This window comes from Candidatus Palauibacter sp., assembly GCF_965208055.1.
Taxonomy (GTDB): domain Bacteria; phylum Gemmatimonadota; class Gemmatimonadetes; order Palauibacterales; family Palauibacteraceae; genus Palauibacter.
The window spans coordinates 1833677-1854535 of record NZ_CBDBNY010000004.1 but is presented as its reverse complement, the minus strand read 5'-3'; the positions used below and the strand labels follow the sequence as shown (position 1 = coordinate 1854535).

Genomic DNA, 20859 nt, shown 5'->3' with positions numbered 1-20859 from the left:
AGGTGCTGGGCATCGACCCGGGCACGCGGGCGACGGGATACGGCTTCGTCGAGGGGCGCCGTCCGGGAGGGCTCTCGTATCGCCTCATCGAATGCGGCGTCGTGCGGCCGCGCGGAGAGGACCTCCCCGAGCGTCTCGTGGACATCCACACCGCGGCGCTCGACCTCATCGACCGGCTCGAGCCCGGGTGCGTCGCGATCGAGAGCGCCTTTCACGGACGGAACGCGCGCACGGCGCTCGTGCTCGGGCACGCGCGCGGCGTCCTCGTGCTCGCGGCCGCGCTGCGCGGCTTGCCGGTGCACGAGTACGCGCCACGCGAAGTGAAGAAGCACGTCGTGGGGACGGGCGCCGCGAGCAAGGAACAGGTCGGCTTCATGGTCAAGCACCATCTGCGGCTCGGCGAGCCGCCGCGTCCGGCGGATGCGGCGGACGGCTGCGCGGTCGCGCTGTGCCACCTCCTCGCCGGACCGATCCGGTGAGCCGGGCGGAGCGCGTGAGCCGGGCGCTGCGGAGGCTTCCGTGATCCGGCGCCTCAGGGGCGAACTCGCCTGGCGCGGGGAGAGCGTCATCGAGGTCCTCACGGGCGACGGCGTCGGCTACGAGGTCAGCGTGCCGCTCGGGGTCGCCGGGCGCCTGCCGCCCGAGGGATCCGAGGTCGAACTGCACACCGTCCTCGTCGTGCGCGACGACGCGTTCGAGCTGTTCGGTTTCGAGACGCCGGGCGACCGCGAACTCTTCCAGCGGCTCCGCGTCCCGAGCGGCGTGGGCCCCCGGCTCGCGCTCGCGATCCTGGGGGCGCTTCGGCCCGAGCGCATCGTGCGCGCGATCCGGGCCAAGGACCACCGCACCCTCCAGACCGTGAGCGGCGTCGGCAAGAAGACCGCCGAACGCATCGTGATCGAACTCACCGACAAACTCGACGACCTCAGCGACATGCGCGACGACCCCGTGCCGGGCGGCGGGGTCGCCGCGGCGGCCGTGCAGGCGCTGCGCGGCCTCGGCTACCCGCGCTCGCAGAGCGAAAACGCCGTCAGCCGCGCCCTGCAGGGACTCGCGCAGGGGGCCGGCGACCCGGGCGTGGGCGCCGCCGGGGACGCCGACGCGGACCCCGACGTGAGCGCCGAGGAACTCGTGCGCCGCGCGCTGCAGCACGTATGACCGACGAGACGGGTCCGCGCACGGAGATCACGACGCCCGAGGTGCTCGAGAGCGACGAACGCCCGGACGCCTCGCTGCGCCCGCAGCGGCTCGATGAGTTCATCGGACAGGCGCGAGTCAAGGAGAGCCTCTCCGTCTTCGTGGAGGCGGCGCTCGGCCGCGAGGAAGCGCTCGACCACACCCTCTTCTACGGCCCGCCGGGCCTCGGAAAGACGACGCTCGCCCTCCTCCTCGCCGAGGAACTCGGCGTCGGGATCAAGCTCACTTCCGGCCCCGTGCTCGAGAAGCCGGGCGACCTCGCCGGCCTGCTCACGAACCTCCCGCCACGCGGGATCCTCTTCATCGACGAGATCCACCGGCTCCGGCCCGTGATCGAGGAGTTCCTCTATCCGGCGATGGAGGACTACCGCATCGAGATCCGACTCGGCGACGGACCTCGCGTGGAGACCTTCTCGATGAAACTCGAGCGCTTCACGCTCGTGGGCGCGACGACCCGATTCGGACTCCTGACCGCCCCGATGCGCGCGCGCTTCGGCGTCATCGAGCGCCTGGGCTACTACCCGCCGTCGGACCTCGGGCGCATCGTCACCCGCTCCGCGAGCCTCCTCGACATCCCGATCACGTCCGGGGGGGCGGGCGAGATGGCCCGGCGCGCCCGCGGCACCCCCCGCATCGCGAACCGCCTCCTGCGCCGCGTCCGCGACTACGCGCAGGTGCGGGGCGACGGCACGATCGATTCCGCGACGGCGGAGAAGGGCCTCACGCTGCTCAACGTCGACGAGTACGGCCTCGACGAGATGGACGCGCGCGTGCTCAAGGCGATCATCGAGACCTTCGAGGGGGGGCCGGTGGGACTCGCCTCTCTCGCGGTCGCCGTGGGCGAGGACGCGGGGACGCTCGAGGAGGTCTACGAGCCGTACCTGATCCAGAACGGGTACATGCAGCGCACGTCACGCGGCCGCGTGGCCACCCGGAAGGCGTACGAGCGCTTCGGTTACGCCCTCCCGGGCGACCGGGACGGGTCGGGGGGCGGAGCACAGCGTGCGCTGTTCGGCGATGACGGATGAGCCGGCGGGCCGGACGGAGGCGTACGACTACGAGTTGCCGGCCGAACTGATCGCGGCCCGTCCGGCCGCGCGGCGCGACGCAAGCCGCCTTCTCGTGCTCGACCGCGCGCGGGGCCGCTTCACGGACGCGGCCTTCCCCGCGCTGCTCGAGCGGCTCTCCGCCGGCGATGCCGTCGTCGTCAACGACAGCCGCGTCTTCCCGGCCCGGCTGCTGGGCCGCAAGCCGACCGGCGCCCGCGCCGAGATCCTCCTCGTCCGTCCCGAGTCCGATGCGCTCCAGCCGTTCGCCCCCTTCGACGACTTCGACGAGGCGGACACCCGCCTCTGGCGCGCCATGGTCCGCCCCGGCGGCAAGCTCAAGCCCGGCCGCACCGTGGACATCGCGGACGGGTTCGCGGTCGACATCCTCGACTCCGCCTCCGACGGCACCCGCCTCGTGCGCCTGGCCGGCGACGGGGACCCGTGGAGCCTGATCCAGCGCCACGGCCGCGTCCCCCTCCCCCCGTACATCGTCCGCGACACCCGCGACACCCGCGACACCGGCGACACCGGCGACGATGCGGACGACCGGGAGCGCTACCAGACCGTGTACGCGGCCCCGTCCGGGAGCATCGCCGCGCCGACGGCGGGACTGCACTTCACCCGCGAGATGCTCGCCGCGGTGGAGTCCCGCGGGGTCCGCCTCGTGTCCCTCACCCTCCACGTCGGGTTCGGCACCTTCCGTCCCGTGACCGCGGAGCGGATCGACGAGCACGAGGTCGCCGCGGAGGCGTACAGCTTCTCGTCCTCCGCGGCCGCGGCCCTGAACGCGACGCGCGCGGCGGGCGGGCGCGTGTTCGCCGTCGGCACGACCTCCTGCCGCGTACTGGAGACGGTCGTCGCACGGGCCGGCGCGGGCGCGGGTGGCTCGGCGGCCGGCGCGGGTGGCTCGGCGGCCGGCGCGGGTGGCTCGTCGGGCGGCCCCTTCGCACCGGGGCGGGGGTGGACGAACCTCTTCATCCGTCCCCCCTACACCTTCCGCGCCGTGGACGCCCTCGTGACGAACTTCCACCTTCCGCGCTCCAGCCTGCTCATGCTCGTTGCGGCATTCGCGGGCCGGGAACTCACGCTCGAGGCCTACGCCCACGCGATCCGCGGGCGATACCGCTTCTATTCCTACGGCGACGCGATGGTCATCACATGAGCACGATCCCGTGACCGGACCCGCGGACGCCGGGCGCTTTCGCGTCGAGGGAACGAGCGGGCGGGCGCGCGCCGCAACGCTCCGCCTGGCGCGCGGCACGATCCACACCCCGTGCTTCATGCCGGTGGGGACGCTGGGGACGGTGAAATCGCTCACCCCCGGAGAACTGTGCGATGCCGGGGTCGAGATCCTCCTGGGGAACGCCTATCACCTCTACCTGAGGCCGGGCACGCGCGTGCTCGATGAACTCGGCGGACTCCACCGGTTCATGGGATGGGACGGTCCCATCCTCACCGATTCGGGCGGATTCCAGGTCTTTTCGCTCGCCCGCATCAACCGGATCGACGACGAGGGCGTCACCTTCCGCAGCCACCTGGACGGGAGCCTGCACCGGCTCACGCCGGAACTCTCGATGGAGATCCAGGCCGCGATCGGCTCCGACATCCGCATGGCATTCGACGAATGTCCCCCCGGCGACGCCTCGCTCGACGCGGCGCGGACCGCGGTCGAGCGCACGCTCGCCTGGTTGGCGCGGTGCCGGGCGCGTCACGAAGCGCTGCAAGATGCCCATCGCGATGCACACGGCGATGCACACGGCGGCGGCGGGCTCCTCTTTCCCATCGTCCAGGGCGCCTCCTGCGGTGACCTTCGCCTCGAATCCGTCGAACGCACGCTCGCCATGGGCGAGTGGCCGGGCATCGCGGTCGGCGGACTCTCCGTGGGCGAGGAGAAAGAGGTGACGCACCGCGTGCTCGACACCATCGAACCCACCCTCCCCTCCGACCGGCCCCGCTACCTGATGGGCGTCGGTTATCCCGACGACGTCATCGAGGCGGTGCGGCGCGGCGTGGACATGTTCGACTGCGTGGCGCCGACCCGGAACGGGCGCAACGGCACCGCATTCACGGCCGAGGGTCGCCTCAACATCAAGGGCGCGCGCTTCGCATCCGATCCCGCGCCGCTCGACGAGACGTGCGACTGCCCCTGCTGCGCCGGCTACAGCCGCGCCTACCTGCGGCACCTCTTCGTGAGCGGCGAACTGCTCGGCCTGCGGCTCCTTTCGCTGCACAACGTGCGCTTCCTGATCCGATTGACTTCCCGCGCGCGCGCGGCGATCCTCCGGGACGAATACGACCGCTGGGCCGACGACTGGCTCGCGACCTACCGGCGCGGCTCCCCGCGCCCCGCGACCGAACAGGAAGGTGAGGACGGACCATGCTGATGCTGAACCTCATGGGCGCCCCCGAGGGAGGGACGGCGAATCCGGCCGCCACCATGATGATGATGTTCGGATTCATCGCCATCTTCTATTTCATCTTCTTCCGTCCGCAGCGGAAGCAGCAGAAGGAGCACCAGGAGATGGTCAAGAACCTGAAGCGAGGGGACAAGGTTTCGACGATCGGCGGCATCGTGGGCGAGATCGTCCACCTCTCGAACGACATTGTCACGATCAAGAGCGGCGACACCCGGGTCGAGGTCGAGCGCTCGAAGATCGGCAAAGTCAACTAGCGGCCGCCGGTTCGGCGCCTCCGTCCCGCCGGCTCCGGTAGCCCCGCCGAGTCTTCGTGATCCTCGACATCCGCATGTTCGGAGACCCCGTCCTGCGGGAGAAATGCGCCCCCGTGACGGAGATCGACGACGAGATCCGCCGACTCGCCGCGGACATGCAGGAGACGATGTACGACGCGGACGGCATCGGTCTCGCGGCGCCCCAGGTGGGGGTGCCGATCCGTCTCTTCGTGTACGATGTTCGAGACCAGGAGATCTCGCCCGGCGTCCTCGTGAACCCCGAGATCGTCGAAGAAGAGGGTGCGGTGAAGGAGGAGGAGGGGTGTCTGAGCATCCCCGGACTGTCGGAGACCGTCGAGCGCAGCGCGTCCATCGTCGCCCGCGGCCTCGGACTGGATGGAGAGCCGGTGGAGATCCGCGCCGACGGCATTCTGAGCCGTTGTATCCAGCACGAGAAGGACCACCTGGACGGGATCCTCTTCCTGGACCGCGTGAGTCCGCTCAAGCGAAAGATCCTGCTCGCGAAGTGGCGGAAACAGGAGCGGGACTGAAGCGGCTGCGGGCGGCATGAGGGGTCTCCTGCGATGAGGATCCTGTTCTGGGGCACGCCGGAGTTCGGGCTCCCCTCGCTGGAGGCGATGCGGGGGGCGGGGCACGACATCGCGGGCGTCGTCACGAACCCGGACCGGCCCGCCGGCCGGGGGAGGCGTCCGCGGGCGAGTCCGGTGAAGGCGTGGGCGCTCGAGGCCGGCGTGCCCGTGCTCCAGCCCGAGCGTCCCGGTGAGGAGGGTTTCCTTGCCGCCGCGCGCCGCCTGCGCCCCGACATCTCCGTCGTCGCGGCGTACGGCCGTCTGCTCCCGCCGGCCGCGCTGGACCTGCCGCCGCTCGGGTCGCTGAACGTGCACGCGTCGCTGTTGCCCGCGCTGCGCGGCGCGGCTCCCATCAACTGGGCCATCATCCGGGGGCACCGCGAGTCCGGGGTCAGCATCCAGCGCATGGTCGCGGAACTCGACGCCGGCCCCGTGCTCGGACAGACGCGGATCCCCATCCCGGCGGCGATGACGGCCGGAGAACTGTACGCGGAGACCGCGGAAGCGGGGGGCGCGCGGCTCGTCACCGTGCTCGACGACCTCGCGTCCGGGCGGGCGGTGGAGAGGGCGCAGGACCACGCGCGCGCGACATGGGCGCCGAAGCTCGACCGCGAGACGGCGCGCATCGACTGGTCTCGCCCCGCGGCCGAAGTCGCGAACCGGCTCCGCGGCTGCGACCCCTGGCCCGCCGCCTGGACGTCGCTCGCTGCGCCCGCCGTCCTCGCCGGGAGAACTCTGCAGTGCTTCGAGCCGAGCGTCGACGCCCCCGGAGCGGAAGACGGTCCCCGCGCGGGCGGCGCCCACGCCGGAAGCTCCCGCTCGGGCACCGTATCGGGCACTGCGCCGGGCACTGCGCCGGGCACTGCGCCGGGCACCGTCGTCCGGGCCGATCCCGTTCGGGGGCTGCGCGTCGCGACGGGGTTGGGCACGATCGCCATCGGCGCCGTGAAACCGGCTGGCCGCCGCCGCATGAGCGCGGCCGAGTGGGTGAGGGGTCTCCCGGACCCGAAGGAGGTTCGCTTCGACTGAGCCACGACTCCCGCGCTTGCACGTCCTCGTCTCGGAGCGGGAACTGGAGGGCGCCGGCGATCCCGGGGTTTCCGGCGGCGGGGGGGGCTCCGGCCGCCGGGGGGATTCCGGCGGTCCGGGCGGACTGGCGGCGGTCGAGCGCGTACTGGAGCGCGCGGCCCCGCTCGCCATCCATCTGCGGGCCCGGATCAGCGCCCGGCGGATGTTCGAAATCGCGGAGCGGCTCGCCCCCGCGGCCTCGCGCGCCGGGAGCTGGCTCGTCGTGAACGGGCGGCCCGATGTCGCGCTGGCGGCGGGTGCGCGGGCCGTACAACTTGGGCGCACGGCGCTCGGGGTGGAGGAGACGCGCCGGATGGTCGCGGCGTGCGCGGGGAGGCTCGCGATCGGGGCCTCCGTGCATGACGCGGAGGGGGCGCTGCGAGCGGCCCGGGAGGGCGCCGACTACCTCGTGCTCGGCACGATCTACGCGACGCCCTCGCACCCGGGGGTCGAGGGAAGCGGGCCCGCCGCCGTATCCGCGGTTCGCCGCCGACTGTCAGCCCTGCGGCTGGCCGCGCACCGGCTGCCCGCCAACCGGCTGTCCGCGCGCCGTCCGCCGCCGATCCTCGCGATCGGAGGCGTGGGCGCGGACCGGATCGAGGAGGTGACGGAAGCCGGGGCGTACGGCATCGTGGTGGGTCGGGCCGTGTGGTCCGCGCCCGACCCGGCGCGAGCCGCGCTCGACCTTCGCAGACAGCTGGACCGGCTGGACCGGCTCGATCGGCGAGACCGGCGGGATCGCTGACCGAACGCGAACGAACGCACGGACCGATCACGGACCGGATACGGACTTCGTGGAGACCATGGAGATGCAGATTCAGGTGAACGGAAGGGAGCGAGACGTTCCCGCGGGAACGTCAGTCGCGACGTTGCTCCGGGATCTCGGGCTCGATGGACGCACGCTCGTCGTCGAACTCAACCGGCGGATCGTCCGTCCGCCCGAGGTCGAGAGCGCGCAACTGAAAGCCGGAGACCGCGTCGAACTCGTCCATTTCGTGGGAGGCGGATGAGATGGCGCCGATGGAAATCGCCGGCCGCAGGTTCGCTTCCCGGCTCATCGTCGGAACGGGGAAATACCCGAGTCCCGAGATCATGCTCGAAGCGATCCGGGCCTCCGGCGCCGACATGGTCACCGTCGCGGTGCGCCGCGTCGACATCGAGAACCCGGACCGCGACGACATCCTCCGCACGCTGAGCCCGGACGAGTTCAGCCTCCTGCCCAACACCGCCGCCTGCTACAGCGCCGAGGAGGCGATCCGCGCGGCGCGGCTCGGGCGGGCGGCGGGCATGAGCGACTGGGTGAAGCTCGAAGTCATCGGCGACTCCGACACGCTCCTGCCCCATACCGAGGAGTTGATCGAGGCCACGCGCGTGCTCGTCGCCGAGGGGTTCGTGGTGCTTCCGTACACGAACGACGACCTCATCACGGCGCTGCGGCTCGAGGAAGCCGGGGCCGCCGCGGTGATGCCGCTCGCCTCGCCGATCGGGAGCGGCCTCGGACTCCTCAACCCCCTCAACATCCGCATCATCAAGTCCCGCCTGTCCGTCCCGGTCATCGTCGATGCCGGCGTGGGCACCGCGTCCGACGCCTGCGCGACGATGGAGCAGGGCGTGGACGGGATTCTCATGAACACGGCGATCGCCGCGGCGGAGGATCCGGTGGAGATGGCCGGCGCCATGCGGCTGGCGGTGGAAGCCGGCCGGCGCGCCTACCTGGCCGGCCGCATGCCCCGACGTGAATGGGCGGTGCCTTCGAGCCCGCTTGAGGGCGTGCCGCCGCCGGCTTGAACCCCCGCGCGGCGGCCCACCGGATTCTGGGCGAGGTGCGGCGGGGCGCGCTCTCCGACCGCGCGGCGTCGCGCATCCTCCCGGCCGTGGACCCGGCCGATCGCGGACTGGCGCTGGACATCGCCTTCGGCTGCCTCCGCCTGCGCGCCCGCCTCGACACCTGGATCCGGGCCTGCGCCGACCGGCCGCCGTCCCGCATGGACCGGGCGGTGCGCGACTGGCTTCGCATCGGCGCGTACCAGTTGACGGAGTTGAGGACGCCGGACCACGCGGCGGTGGGCGAAACCGTCGGCGCGGCACGCTCGGCCCTGGGGCGCGGCCGCGCCGGATACGTGAACGCCGTGCTCCGCGCGCTCGCCAGGATCCGCGACACCGATTCCGGCGCCGGCCCGAACGCGCTCGCGGGCGGCGGTCCCTTTCCCGATCCGGACGTGGATCCGGTGGGGCACCTGTGCTCGTGGGGTTCGCACCCGGAGTGGCTCGTCCGGCGGTGGCTGGCGCGCTGGGCGCTCGCGGATGTGCGGCGGCTTGTCGAACATCAGAACCGGCCGCCGGTTGTCGTCGTCCGCATGCTGACTGATGAAGATCCGGCGCCGCCCGACGGCGTGGAACTCGAGCCCGTCCCCGGCTGGCCGCGCTCCTTCCGGCTCGAAAAGGGACTGCCCGCGACCGCGCTCTCGCACCTCCGAGCGGTGATTCAGGACCCCGCGGCCTCCGCCGTGGTAGATTATGCAGGTGGCCGGCTCGAGGAGCCGGTACTCGACGTGTGCGCGGCGCCGGGCACGAAGACCCTCGGGCTCGCCGCGGAGTACGGTCTGCCGGTCGTGGCGCTCGACATCTCGCACCGGCGGCTGGCCCGCCTCGGCGCGCCGGCCCGGCGGCTCGAACTGCCCGTGAGCGCGGCGGTCGCCGACGCGCGGCGGCTTCCGGTCGCCGCGGCCGGGACCGTGCTGGCCGATGTGCCCTGCACGGGCACCGGAGTACTGCGGCGGCGGGCCGATGCCCGCTGGCGGCTCGAACAGCGCGGCCTCGACGACCTCGTGGTCCTGCAGCGCGAGATCGTGGACGCGTGCGCCGCGGCCGTGAGACGGGGCGGGCTGCTCGTGTACAGCACGTGCTCGCTCGAACGCGAGGAGAACGAAGAACAGGTGGACGCCTTTCTGGATCGGAGGTCCGACTACCGGCGCGAGCCGCCCCCCGCGGGTGCGCGCAGCGATTGCGTGACGTCTCGCGGCGACCTCTTCATGCGCCCATGGCTCACCGGCACGGACGGCGCCTACGCCGCGCGTCTGCGGCGGATCGCGTGAGAGTCCCGTGAGATTCCTGCGCCTGGTCCTCCTCTTCGCCGCCATGTTCGGCATCGGCTACCTGTTCGCCGCGATCCGGCTCTTCCCGGCGGCGGCGGATCCGACCGATGTCGCTTTCACCGAGATCCCGGATCTCACGGGCGTAGCCATCGCCGAGGCCGGCGCACGCCTCTCCGCGCTGGGGCTCGTCTCAACCGAGCAGGGCCGGCTCCATCACGGCGAGATTCCCGCCGGCGCCGTCGTCGCCCAACGACCGCTCCCCGGCCAGCTCGCCCGGGCCGGGGACACGATCGTGCTCACGGCGAGCGCCGGCATCGAAACGCGCCGCGTGCCCGACCTCGCCGGACTACCGGGCGGCGAGGCCGCGGCTCTCCTCACCCGGCTCGGCTTCGATATCGATATCGAGGAAACCGACGAGAGCGCCGTCGCCGGCGCGATCCGGACCGAGCCCGTCGCGGGGACGAACCTCACGCTCCCCGCTCGCGTCCGCCTCTTCGTCAGCCAGGGGAAGGCGATCGTCGCCGTCCCCGATCTTCAGGGCCGCCATGTGGACGACCTCGAGTTTCTCCTCGAGGAGGTCGATCTCCGCCTGGGCGCCGTCCGCTACCAGGTCGAGGCCCCCGAGGTGCAGGGACGCGTCATCTTTCAAAGTCCGGCCCCGGGCTCCGCTCTCCGGGGGGAGGGGTTCGTCTCCGTGATCGTGGCGGGGGCGCCGCCCGACCCGGCCACGGCGGATCTCACGCGGGAAACCGCCCGCGACACGATTCCCGCGACCCCCGGCGGCGCGACCCCCGGCCGCGCGACCCCCGGCGGCGCGACCCCCGGCGACGAGGAGGGCTAGATGGATTTCAGGAGCGCCTTCACGCAGAACTGGCCCTACAAGGTCGCGGCGATCGTGCTGTCCGTGCTTCTCTGGCTCAGCGTGTCGGCGGATGCCGAGATTGCCGAGCAGCCGGTATCGACGCTCCTCGAGATCCAGGTGAGCGATTCCGCGTGGAGTCTGCGCGAAGTACGGCCTGCCGAGATCACGACAACGTTCCGCGGACGCCGGAACCAGGTGTTCGCCGCGCGCTTCGAGAGGCCGGTGATCCGGAAGGTGCTCGACCAGGTCGAAGACACCGTGGTCCAGGTGCCGCTCTCCACCTCGGAGGTCATCTACAATCGCGAACTCGGGCTCGATCCCGTGGGAGTCTCTCCGGGCGCCGTCACCGTGTATCTCGAAGAGCGGGTGGGGAAGCGGGTCGCGGTCTCCGGCCGGACGGATGCGAGGGCGGCGGCGGGCGTGCTGGTCGTCGGCATGCAGGTTGCCCCCGACAGCGTGTGGCTCCAGGGACCCGCGTCCTTCGTCAACCAGATCTCCGAGGTGACGACGGCCACGCTCGAGGTCGGCGCGGTCTCCACGCGCGTGACCCAGCAACTCGAGATCGCCCTGCCGCCGGATCTCGCGGGACTCTCGGTCGAGCCCGCCACCGTGATCGCGACCGTCGACGTGGATTCTCTCCGCACCCGCCTGTTCGCGAGCGAAGTCGTCACCACGGGTCCACGAGCCCTCATGGCGGCGGTGGATCCGCCCACGGTCACGGTGGCCGTCACCGGCCCGGCGGCCATCGTGGACGGACTCGATCCGGGGGACGTGCGCGTGACGGTCGATATCCCCAATTCCTTCGAATCGGCGGGGTCCTATCCCGTGCGCGCCCAGTTGCCCGACGCCGTGGCCGGCACGGTGACGATCGACCTCGTTCCGGAGCGGGTGAGCGCGGGTATCGCCTCCGACCCGCCCGACCCATAGACACGCCGGCCGCCCCGGGCGCCGCTCAGCGCCCCGTCGCGCCCCCCGTCGCCCCCGTCGTCGCCCCCGTCGTCGCCCCCCCCGCCGGCTTCCGGGGCGGGCCGGTCCTCGGAATCGAGACTTCGTGCGACGAGACCTCCGCCGCCGTCGTCGACGAGCACGGGATCAGGGGTCTCGCGATCGCGTCGCAGGACGCGCACGCCGCGTTCGGGGGCGTCGTGCCGGAGATCGCCGCCCGCGAGCACATCCGCTCGCTCGACGCGATGGTGCGGCACGCCATGCGAGAGGCGGACGTCGACCACGCGGACATCGCCGGCGTCGGCGTGACGGCGGGGCCCGGGCTGGTCGGAGCCCTGCTCGCGGGCGTGAACTGGGCCAAGGCCTACGCCTTCGCGCGCGGGCTTCCTCTCCTCGGCGTCCATCACATGGAGGGACACCTGTTCGGCACCGCGCTCGAGCACGAGGGTGCGCATCCCCCCTTCATCGGTCTCCTCGTATCGGGCGGACACACGCTCCTGCTCGAGGCCCGCGCATGGGGGCGCTACCGCCTCCTGGGCCAGACGCGGGACGACGCGGCGGGCGAGGCTTTCGACAAGGTCGCGCGCCGGCTGGGGCTGCCGTATCCGGGAGGACCCGAGATTCAGCGCGCCGCGGAGAGGAGCGCCGCGGCGCACGGCACGGCGGCCGGGGGCACGGCGGCCGGTGGCGCGGCGGGGCGTTTCCGGCTCCCGCGCCCGATGCTGAGCCGGCGCGATCTGCCCGGCGATCCCGCGTACTACGACATGTCCTTTTCCGGTCTGAAGACCGCCGCGGCGCGGATCGCCGGACAACTGGAGGAGGAGAGCGCCCTCGCCGATGCCGTCGACGATCTGGCCGCGGAATTCCAGGAGGCCGTGGTCGAAGTCCTCGCCGAGAAGACCCGACGCGCCGTGGAACAGACGGGCTGCCGGAGGGTCGTGCTGGGCGGGGGAGTGGCGCGGAACTCATGTCTTCGTGAAGGTTTAGCCGAGCGTCTGGGCTCGTCCGGGGAGTTGTACGCCCCTTCCCCCCGTCTCGCGACGGACAACGCGGCGATGATCGCCGCGGCCGCGCAGTTCCGCCTGGCGAGAGGGGAGCGCAGCCCGTGGTCGTTGAACGCCGAAGCGGCGCTCGCGTTTCCCGGCCTCGCATAGCGGCCGGCGCGCAAGCCGGGACAGCCAACGAGCAGCACAGAGCCAACGAGCAGCACAGCAGCCAACGAGCAGCACAGAGCCAACGAGGAGCGTACCAGACGTGTATCCCGAACTCTTCACACTGACGCTGCCGGTACTCGGCGAGTTCACGCTCACCTCCTTCGGGCTCATGATGGCGCTCGCCTTTCTGGGCGGGTACCTGCTCCTGCGCAAGGAAACCGCGCGCCTCGGCGCCGGGCGCGACCTCGCGGCGGACATGCTGCTGGGGGCGCTGATCGGCGGCATCGCCGGGGCGAAGATCTACTACGTGCTCCTCTACTGGGACCTGACCGTGGTCGATCCGCTGGGGATGATCTTCTCGCGCAGCGGGCTCGTCTGGTACGGCGGGTTCATCGGCGGGTTCCTCGGCGTCATGTGGGTACTGTACCGGCGCCCCGTCTCCCCCGGTCTCGGAGTGGACGCGATCGCGCCCGCGCTCCCGCTCGCCTACGGAATCGGCCGCATCGGCTGTTTCCTCGTCGGCGACGACTACGGGCGCCCGACGGAATCGTTCGCCGGCATCGCCTTCCCCAACGGCATTCCGCCCTCGACCGCCGGCAACCTGCGGCGTTTCGGGGCGGACGTGGACCCCGCGATCCCGGACACCGAGGTCCTCTCCGTTCACCCGACGCAGCTCTACGAGACCGGACTCTCGCTCGTCATCTTCTTTCTCCTGTGGCGGCTGCGGCGGCACCCGCACGTCCAGGGGTGGCTGTTCGGCATGTGGCTCGCGATGGCCGCGGCCGAGCGCTTCGTCGTCGAGTTCTTCCGCGCCAAGGACGACCGCTTCTTCGGAGACTTCACGCTCGCTCAGGTGATCTCGGTCCTGATGTTCGCGGCGGGCATCGCGCTCGTCCTCAGGCTGCGCCGCCGGGCCGGCGAGGCGGCGGTGTGAAACGCGTGGCTCTGGCCGGGCTGGCGCTGGCCGTCACCCTCGCCGGACCGCCTTCGTTCGCCGGGCCGTCTTCGTATTTCGGGCCGTCCCCGCTCCTCGGGCAGGCAGCGGGCGAGGCGGGACCGCGCCGCGCCGAGGTGACTTCCCTCAACTTCCGCGGCAACGCGACGCTCTCGGACGGGCAGTTGCGCGCGGTCATCCGCACCCGCGGCACCGAGTGCGCGAGCCTCCTGCTGTCCCCCTTCTGTCTGGCGACGAACTGGGGCTTCGCGCACCGCCGCGCCTATCTCGACACGCTCGAGGTCGCGGTCGACGCCGACCGGCTGCGCCTGTACTACAACTACCGCGGCCACTTCGAGGCGGACGTCCACCACATCATCCGCACGAACGGCGTCAATGCCAGCGTCTCGTTTCTCATCGAGGAAGGTCCGGCCACCCTCATCGACGAGTTCTCCATCGAGGGGCTGCCCGAAGCCCTCGGCGCGGAGGAGGCTGCGGCCCTCGTGGGTCTCGGCGTCGGCGATCCCTTCGATGGCCAGCGGCTCCAGGCCGGCGTGGACAGCCTCATCGGTTCGCTACGCCGTCAGGGTTACGTCTACGCCATGGCTCTGGAAGACTTCCATCGCGGGAGGGACGGGACCGCGCAGGTGGCGCTCGATGTCCACCCCGGCGCCCGCTATCGCCTGCGCGAGATCCGGATCGAGGGCGGCGAGGCGATCGGCGAGGAAGTGATCCGAGACCTCCTCCCCCTCAGTGCGGGCGACTACTACAACCAGGAGGCCGAGCTGGAAGGGCAGCGGAACCTCTTCGGCCTCGACGCCATCCGCTTCGCCTCGATCCGCCGGGAACCGCCGCCGCCCGGGGCCGCCACCGCCGATTCGACCCTGGATCTCGTCGTCCAGGTCACGCCGGCCTCGCCGCGGGCCGCCCGGTTCGGCGTCGGATGGAGTACCGACCAGTGTCTCCGGACCGAGACGCGGCTCACGCACCGCAACCTCTTCGGCGCGGCCCGGCGGCTGGAGATCACCGGCCAGCTCGGGAACATCTTCGCGGACGAACTGGACGGATCCTTCCCCTGCTCCCAGGTGGGCACCGACGACGCCTTTCGGACGCTGAACTACCTGCTCCAGGCGGAACTGCTCCTCCCGGTCGCCTTTTCGTCCGAGAACAGCTTCAGCGCGCGGATCTTCCTCGAGCGGGAGACGATCCCCGATGTCTTCATCCAGGAGGGCTACGGCGCCGAAATCGGCCTCACGCGCCGGCTCGGGCACAGGGCCTCCGCCACCCTCTCCTACTCACCGGGCTTCACCGGCTTCGGCGAGCAGTCCGCGGACATCTTCTTCTGCATCAACTTCGGTTTCTGCGAGCCCGAGGACATCGTCACCGTGACGAGATCGCGCTGGCTGGCGCCCCTCACCCTCGCCGGGATCTACAATGACACGGACGACGCGCTCCGCCCCACCCGCGGCTACTACCTGACGGCGGAGGGGGAGGTCGCCCACGAGATGACGGGATCGCATTACCGGTACGCGCGGATCGTGGCGCAAGCCGCCCTCTTCCGGGAACTGGAACCCGGTCTCGTGTTCGCCGCGCGCGCGCGCACCGGGATGGTCCGCTTCCCCGGCACGCGCATTTTCACGCCCGGCGCCCCCCGGACCGACCGGCTCATCCATCCATCGCGACGCTTCTTCGTCGGTGGCTCGCAGAGCGTGCGCGGCGTGGGGCAGAACCTGCTCGGACCCCGCGTGCTCGTGGCCGACCAGGTGGAGGACTGCCCGGCCGGAGACTTCGCGGCGTGCGTCGAGCGGCTCGCGACGCAGAACCCCGGCGCCTTCGACGAGCGGCCCCGCGGCGGTGACGCTCAACTGGAACTGAGTTTCGAACTGCGCCGATACCTCAGCGAGCGGTGGAGTCTCGTCTTTTTTGGGGACGCGGGAAGCGTCTCGCAGAGGCTCACGGAGCTTCGGAAACTCCAGTGGACGCCCGGCCTGGGACTCCGGTACGCGAGCCCGGTCGGTTCCATCCGGCTCGATATCGGGTACAATACGACATTCGCGACCGAGTTACCGGCAATTGTATCGATGGAGGACGGAACCTTGGTCCAGATGCCGCAGCCCGTCTTGTTCGATCCGTACCGGTTCGACGATCCGCACCCCCTGCTCGAACTCTGGCGCCGCGTGCAGATCCACGTGTCCATCGGAGAAGCGTTCTGAGTCCCCGCGAACGCCCCCCCGGGTCGACCCCCCCGCCGGATTCCCCGTCCGGGTCCGCTGGGTCCGCTGGGTCCGCTGGGTCCGCTGGGTCCGCTGGGTCCGTGCCAGGGTCCGACGAACCGGCGCTCGAGTCCGGCGAACCGGCGCTCGAGTCCGGCGGGTCGGAGTCCACGCTCGAGTCCGGCGGGTCGGAGCTCGCGCCGCCCCCGCGCCGGCGACGGATCGCCCTGCCGCTGACCGTGCTCGCGGGTTTGCTGGTGCTCGGCGTCTTCATCGTGATGACGCAGACCGCCAGGGGTCGGGACGCCGCGCTCTCCCTGCTCGAGAACGCCCTCGCCCGCAGCGTGAACGGGGAGGTACGCATCGGCCACGCCATCTCCGGCAATCTCCTCAGCGAACTCACCGTCTCCCGCTTCGAGATCGTCGACGAGGACGGCGGACTGCTCCTGGCGCTGGACACCGTCACGATCGAATTCGACCCCGTGGCGCTCCTGCGGCAGCAACTCGACGTGGGCCGGCTCCACGCCCGCGGGCTGGACCTCCGTCTCCGGCAGTACCCGGATGGCCGCTGGAACTACGAACGCATCTTCGAACCGCTCCCCGAGCTGCCACAGCCCGACCCGTCGGCACAGTCGGAGCCTTCAGCCGAGCCCTCGGCGGTTGCCGCCGAGTCGGCGACCATGGCGGCGGCCTCCCTCCTCCCGGCGGCCTCCCTCCTCCCGGCGGGTTCGCTCCTCGCGGCGGCCTTCTCCCTCTCCCCCGACCAGGGCTTGGATCATGGCTTGGACCAGGGCTTGGACCAGGGCTTGGACCAGGACCCGGACGGGGGCCCGGACCAGCCGGACCAGGGGCCGGACCAGACGGTGGACGCGGGGCCGACGCCGACCGGGGCGCCGCAGGCCGCGCTCGGCATCCTCCTGCGTGACGCGACGGTCGCCTCCGGCCGCATCCAGATCCGCACGCCGTGGACGGAAACGCTGGCGGGAGCCGCCAGGACGGAAGCGTTGCGCGAGGCGCGCGCGGGGGAGTCGCCGTGGGCCCTGCAAGAGACACCGGACGGCGAATTCGAGCGCGTGTTCGAACTGACGAACCTCCGCGGCCGGTTCCCGGTCACGCGGGTGACGGATCCCGAAGCCCCGTTCATGATCGAGGTCGAGGATGCGGCCGCCACGCTGCTCGCCGTAAACCAGCCCCTGGAAGTCTCGATCCTGCGCATGAACCTGACGCTTGGAGACACGGCGCGCGTAGATCTGGAGAGGCTGGAGACGGACCAGTCGGTGATCGGCGGGGAAGGGTGGATGGCCGCGAACGGTCTCGACTTCGAGTTTGCGCTGGAAGGCGATCCGCTCGACGTGCGGGACCTCCGCTGGCTGCCCATCGACCTGCCCGAGACCGGTGGCGGCCCCATGTCCATCGACCTCAGCGGCCGCGACGGGAACACGGTCGTGGACGTCACGAACGGAGACTTCCGAACGGGCGACACCCGCATGACCGGAGGGTTCGCTCTCGCCCTCGAGCCACGCCCCAGATTCCGTCGAATCGATGTCACGCTGGCGCCCTTCGAGCTCGCGCACCTCGGCCCACTCCTCGGACGCGACTCACTCTCCGCGCCCGGCAATGCCGCCGCTCCCGACGCGGAGTCCGACGCGGAGTCCGACCCGTCGTCCGTGGCGGAGCCCGCGACGCTGGCGGAGACGGTGCCGGGGACGATGCGCGGCACGCTGCGCGGCTCGGGCTATGTCGATGACCTCCTGATCGTCGCCGATCTCACCCTGCACGATCCCGAGCCGGGAATCCCGCCGTCCCGCCTGCTGGCGCGGGGTGGCGTCGGCATCGGCGAGGAGTTCCTGAGCCTCCGCCGCCTCGGCGTGGAAGTCGACGCCTTCGAATCTCGCTGGACCCGTCTCATCGACATGGACCTGGGGATCGACGGGCGTTTCGACGGGACGCTCACGCTCGATCGCGAACAGGACAGCGGCGTCACCTTCGAGGGCGACGTCGAGCACCTGACGCCGGCCGGCGATCTTTCGCGCTTCTCGGGTTCCGGGTTCCTCAACCTCGCCCAGTCGCGGGTCGATGCGGCGATCGACGTGAACCCGCTGGCTCTCACGCTGTTGCGTCCGTGGGCCTCGGGGGTCGAACTGGCGGGCGCGGTGACCGGCCCCGTCCGGGCGCGCGGGAGTCTCGAGGCGCTGGCCCTCGACGCGGAACTCGAATCGGAACGCGGCCGACTCACCCTGAACGGGGACTTCGATCTCGCCTCGGAAGCGCTGCGTTACGACACGGAGATCGAGGGAACGGATCTCTCGCTGGACCAGTGGGTCGAAGGCGCCCCGGCGTCGCGGCTCGCCGTCCGCGGGCGGGTGCGGGGAGCAGGGATCGATCCCGCGACGCTCGAGGCGGCGTTCGACCTCGAAGTCCTCCCCTCCCAGGTGGATCAGGCCGAGATCTTCGACAGTCGCGTGCGGCTGCGGGTGGCCGATGGCGTGGCGACGATCGACAGCGCGTTCCTCGCTTCAGACGTGGGGACGCTCTCGGTGCTGGGCGACTTCGGGCTCGCGGAGGGCCGGAGCGGGCAGATCGCCTTCGAGGCGGAGGCTCCGGATCTCTCCGACTGGGACCGCTGGGTTGTGGATGAGATTCCGGGCGGCGCGGCGGCCGAGGCCGGCGAAGCGCTGTTCGAGAGCATCGAGGAGTTGCTGGGCCGGGCCCGGCGAACCCAGAGACCGACGGAGGGACTGGAGGGTCGACTGGAAACGCGGGGGACCGCCACCGGCCGCTGGGGAGACTTCACGCTCGACGCCACCATCGAGGCCTCGGGCGCGCGTTTTCGGAGCTACCGCGCCGGAGATTTTTCCGCCCGCGTCGAACTGTTCGACCCGCCGCGGATCGGCGATCTCCGGTCTCGGTTCACGGCTACGGATGTCGAGTTGGATGGACGGCGGGTGGATTCGCTTTCGGTGCGGCTCGCCCGCTCGGGCGCCGGCGAGCCCGGCGCCGACGCGCTGGACGCCGAATTCTACGCGCAGCGCGACTCCAGCCTCGAGGTCTCGGGCCGGGGCGTCGTGGTCGGGGGCGACCTCTGGAGCGCGGGCCTGACCGATCTCCGGCTCCGTCTCGGCAAACTCGAGTCCACCCTCGTGACGCCCGCGAGACTGGTCTACTCCGACTCGGCGCTCCTCGTCGAGGGCCTCCATCTGAACGGTCAACTCGGTCGGCTACGCGCCGACGGCCGCATCCCCGCCGCAGGTGAGGGATCGCTCGGAGTGGAGATCTTCGGCGTGCGCGTCGACCAATTCGGCTACCTGCTCTCGGAGCAACCGGTCCTCGGAGGCACCTTCGGTGGCACCGTGACGGCGACGGGCACGCTGGCCGAACCCCTTGTGACGGCGGAATTCGAGATCCTCGATCCGTCCCTTCAACATCAGGCCTACGACGCGCTGAACGCGCGGGTCCGCTACGCCGCTCGCGAACTCGGGGGAGAGATCGACCTCGTCGATGGCGGCGCCCTCCTGGCGCGACTCGGCGGCGCCGTGGCCACAGATCTCGCGATCCTTCCGGTGGAACGCCGCCTCCTCGACGACCCGTTCGACCTTGACCTGACCGGAGGCCGTCTCCCGCTGGCGCTCGTCGAACTCGTGCTGGCGAGCTTCGAGGAGGTCACCGGCACTGCCGAGACCGACCTCTCGATTCGCGGCGCCCCCGGCGCCCTCCGCTACGACGGCGGCCTGCGCATCGTGAACGGACGGGGTTGGGTTCCGGACCTCGGCGTCTGGCTCACCGATGTCGGGGCCCGCATCGCCTTCCGCGGTTCCTCGCTCGCCTTCGTCGATTCGGCCTACGTGGGGTCGGACCTGGGCGGTTCGCTGCTGGCGCGCGGTACAGTGGACATCGCCCGGATCACCAACCCGATCTTCGCTCTGAACTTCGATGCCAACGAATTCCACGGCATCGTGCGCAACGACATGGAGTTCGCCGTGACCGGCCGGGCGCGGCTCGACAGCGCCTACGCGAGGCCCTGGGTGAGCGGCGATGTCGTCCTCTCCGACGGCTTTCTGGAGCAGGATGAGTTCCTCCGCGGACTCGAGGTCTTCAATCCCGGCGAGTTGGAAGTCTTCGAGCTCCTCGACGCCTCGACCGAGAGTGTTCTGGCGCAGTTCCAGAACCCGTTCCTCGACAACCTCGTCCTGAACGCCAACGTCGATCTCGGCTCCGACCTCTCATTGCGGTCGGCTCGGCTCGACGCCGAGGTGGTGGCGGAGGGGCTTGCCGTCCATGTGGACCGCCGCCTCGATACGCTCTACATCAGCGGAAGCGCCGAGATACCGGGGGGCACATACTTCTTCGACCGCGTGCCGCCCTACGTCCGGCCCCTCCGGATCACCGAGGGGAGCATTCAGTTCGTGGGCGACGCCGGCTTCAACCCCCTCCTCGACATCACCGCCGAATATCGGGACCGGACGGTCGACGGGCCTGTGTCCGTCGAGGCTCGGATCACCGGTACCCCAACCGAGCCGCAGCTCCTCCTCACGAGTAATCCGCCCATGAGCGAGACCGACCAGCTCTGCCTGCTCGCCGTGGGGACGCCATGCTACCGCTCCGCCGACCAACAGCTGGCCCAAAGGATCGGGCAGCAGTTCCTCTTCGGTCCGCTGAGTTCCGGGCTCACATCGGCTCTCGGGGGAGCGACCGGCATCTCCTACTTCAACCTGACCTCCATCGCTTCCGGGCGCGGCGCGGGAGGCATCGCCGCGAACCGCAGCCTGTTCGAGCGTACGGCGCTCGAAGTCGGGTGGTATGCGAGCAACGCCCTCTTCCTCTCCTATTGGCAGCCGCTGGGCGGCGGACCTCCGAGGGCGGCGCTGGAGTGGGCGTTCCTCCCCGGCTGGTCCGTCGAAGCTGGCACCGCGAGCCGATTCGACGAGAGGCTGTTCGGCCTCAGCGTGGGCACAAACGTCGCCAACGACCGCACCTACAGTCTCTTCCTCTTCCGTGAGTGGGTGTTCGGCAGCGGTTCCGACGACAGTTCCGACTCCGACGACAGTTCCGGCTCCGGCAGCGGTTCTCGCTAGGGACCCGTA

The 20859-nt window shown here is 71.2% G+C and carries 18 protein-coding genes; all 18 read left to right on the top strand.

Features of this window, described 5'->3' with window-relative positions:
• The first annotated feature begins 2 nt into the window (after positions 1-2).
• The gene (ruvC, locus tag ACOGXI_RS08190; RefSeq protein ID WP_419938375.1) at positions 3-479 is read left to right on the top strand and encodes a crossover junction endodeoxyribonuclease RuvC; all 477 of its coding nucleotides are present in this window, start codon (positions 3-5) and stop codon (positions 477-479) included.
• 40 nt (positions 480-519) lie between these two features.
• Positions 520-1158 carry a Holliday junction branch migration protein RuvA gene (ruvA, locus tag ACOGXI_RS08185; RefSeq protein ID WP_419938374.1) on the top strand — a complete coding sequence of 213 codons (639 nt, stop codon included), beginning with the start codon at positions 520-522 and terminating at the stop codon, positions 1156-1158.
• On the top strand, positions 1155-2225 hold the full coding sequence (gene ruvB / locus ACOGXI_RS08180) for a Holliday junction branch migration DNA helicase RuvB (protein WP_419938373.1): 1071 nt from the start codon (positions 1155-1157) through the stop codon (positions 2223-2225). Before ruvA ends, ruvB begins: the two co-directional genes overlap by 4 nt.
• A complete protein-coding gene (gene queA / locus ACOGXI_RS08175) occupies positions 2200-3408 on the top strand; it encodes a tRNA preQ1(34) S-adenosylmethionine ribosyltransferase-isomerase QueA (protein ID WP_419938372.1) in 1209 nt (402 codons plus the stop codon). The genes ruvB and queA overlap by 26 nt, the downstream gene beginning before the upstream one ends.
• Positions 3409-3418: 10 nt before the next feature.
• Entirely contained in the window at positions 3419-4630 is a 1212-nt protein-coding gene (tgt, locus tag ACOGXI_RS08170) for a tRNA guanosine(34) transglycosylase Tgt (protein WP_419938371.1), read from the top strand.
• Positions 4624-4917, top strand: coding sequence for a preprotein translocase subunit YajC (gene yajC, locus ACOGXI_RS08165; protein WP_419938370.1), 294 nt, complete (start codon positions 4624-4626; stop codon positions 4915-4917). Before tgt ends, yajC begins: the two co-directional genes overlap by 7 nt.
• A gap of 56 nt (positions 4918-4973) precedes the next feature.
• Positions 4974-5468 carry a peptide deformylase gene (gene def, locus ACOGXI_RS08160; RefSeq protein ID WP_419938369.1) on the top strand — a complete coding sequence of 165 codons (495 nt, stop codon included), beginning with the start codon at positions 4974-4976 and terminating at the stop codon, positions 5466-5468.
• A 33-nt stretch (positions 5469-5501) separates the two neighbouring features.
• A complete protein-coding gene (gene fmt, locus ACOGXI_RS08155) occupies positions 5502-6536 on the top strand; it encodes a methionyl-tRNA formyltransferase (protein WP_419938368.1) in 1035 nt (344 codons plus the stop codon).
• A 16-nt stretch (positions 6537-6552) separates the two neighbouring features.
• The gene (locus ACOGXI_RS08150) at positions 6553-7320 is read left to right on the top strand and encodes a thiamine phosphate synthase (protein ID WP_419938367.1); all 768 of its coding nucleotides are present in this window, start codon (positions 6553-6555) and stop codon (positions 7318-7320) included.
• A gap of 58 nt (positions 7321-7378) precedes the next feature.
• Positions 7379-7585: a sulfur carrier protein ThiS gene (gene thiS, locus ACOGXI_RS08145; RefSeq protein WP_419940176.1), complete on the top strand. Its 207-nt coding sequence runs from the start codon at positions 7379-7381 to the stop codon at positions 7583-7585.
• Positions 7566-8363, top strand: coding sequence for a thiazole synthase (locus ACOGXI_RS08140; RefSeq protein WP_419940175.1), 798 nt, complete (start codon positions 7566-7568; stop codon positions 8361-8363). Before thiS ends, ACOGXI_RS08140 begins: the two co-directional genes overlap by 20 nt.
• Positions 8360-9670 carry an RsmB/NOP family class I SAM-dependent RNA methyltransferase gene (locus tag ACOGXI_RS08135; RefSeq protein ID WP_419938366.1) on the top strand — a complete coding sequence of 437 codons (1311 nt, stop codon included), beginning with the start codon at positions 8360-8362 and terminating at the stop codon, positions 9668-9670. The genes ACOGXI_RS08140 and ACOGXI_RS08135 overlap by 4 nt, the downstream gene beginning before the upstream one ends.
• A 7-nt stretch (positions 9671-9677) precedes the next feature.
• Positions 9678-10511: a PASTA domain-containing protein gene (locus tag ACOGXI_RS08130; protein WP_419938365.1), complete on the top strand. Its 834-nt coding sequence runs from the start codon at positions 9678-9680 to the stop codon at positions 10509-10511.
• Positions 10512-11459 (top strand): YbbR-like domain-containing protein, encoded by a 948-nt coding sequence (locus ACOGXI_RS08125; RefSeq protein WP_419938364.1) that lies wholly within the window; start codon positions 10512-10514, stop codon positions 11457-11459.
• Positions 11460-11572: 113 nt separating this feature from the next.
• Positions 11573-12631 (top strand): tRNA (adenosine(37)-N6)-threonylcarbamoyltransferase complex transferase subunit TsaD, encoded by a 1059-nt coding sequence (gene tsaD, locus ACOGXI_RS08120; RefSeq protein WP_419940174.1) that lies wholly within the window; start codon positions 11573-11575, stop codon positions 12629-12631.
• A 100-nt stretch (positions 12632-12731) separates the two neighbouring features.
• Positions 12732-13565 carry a prolipoprotein diacylglyceryl transferase gene (locus tag ACOGXI_RS08115; RefSeq protein ID WP_419938363.1) on the top strand — a complete coding sequence of 278 codons (834 nt, stop codon included), beginning with the start codon at positions 12732-12734 and terminating at the stop codon, positions 13563-13565.
• A complete protein-coding gene (locus ACOGXI_RS08110) occupies positions 13562-15778 on the top strand; it encodes a BamA/TamA family outer membrane protein (protein ID WP_419938362.1) in 2217 nt (738 codons plus the stop codon). Before ACOGXI_RS08115 ends, ACOGXI_RS08110 begins: the two co-directional genes overlap by 4 nt.
• Before the next feature lie 101 nt (positions 15779-15879).
• Positions 15880-20850: a translocation/assembly module TamB domain-containing protein gene (locus tag ACOGXI_RS08105; protein ID WP_419938361.1), complete on the top strand. Its 4971-nt coding sequence runs from the start codon at positions 15880-15882 to the stop codon at positions 20848-20850.
• The last annotated feature ends 9 nt before the right edge of the window (positions 20851-20859 follow it).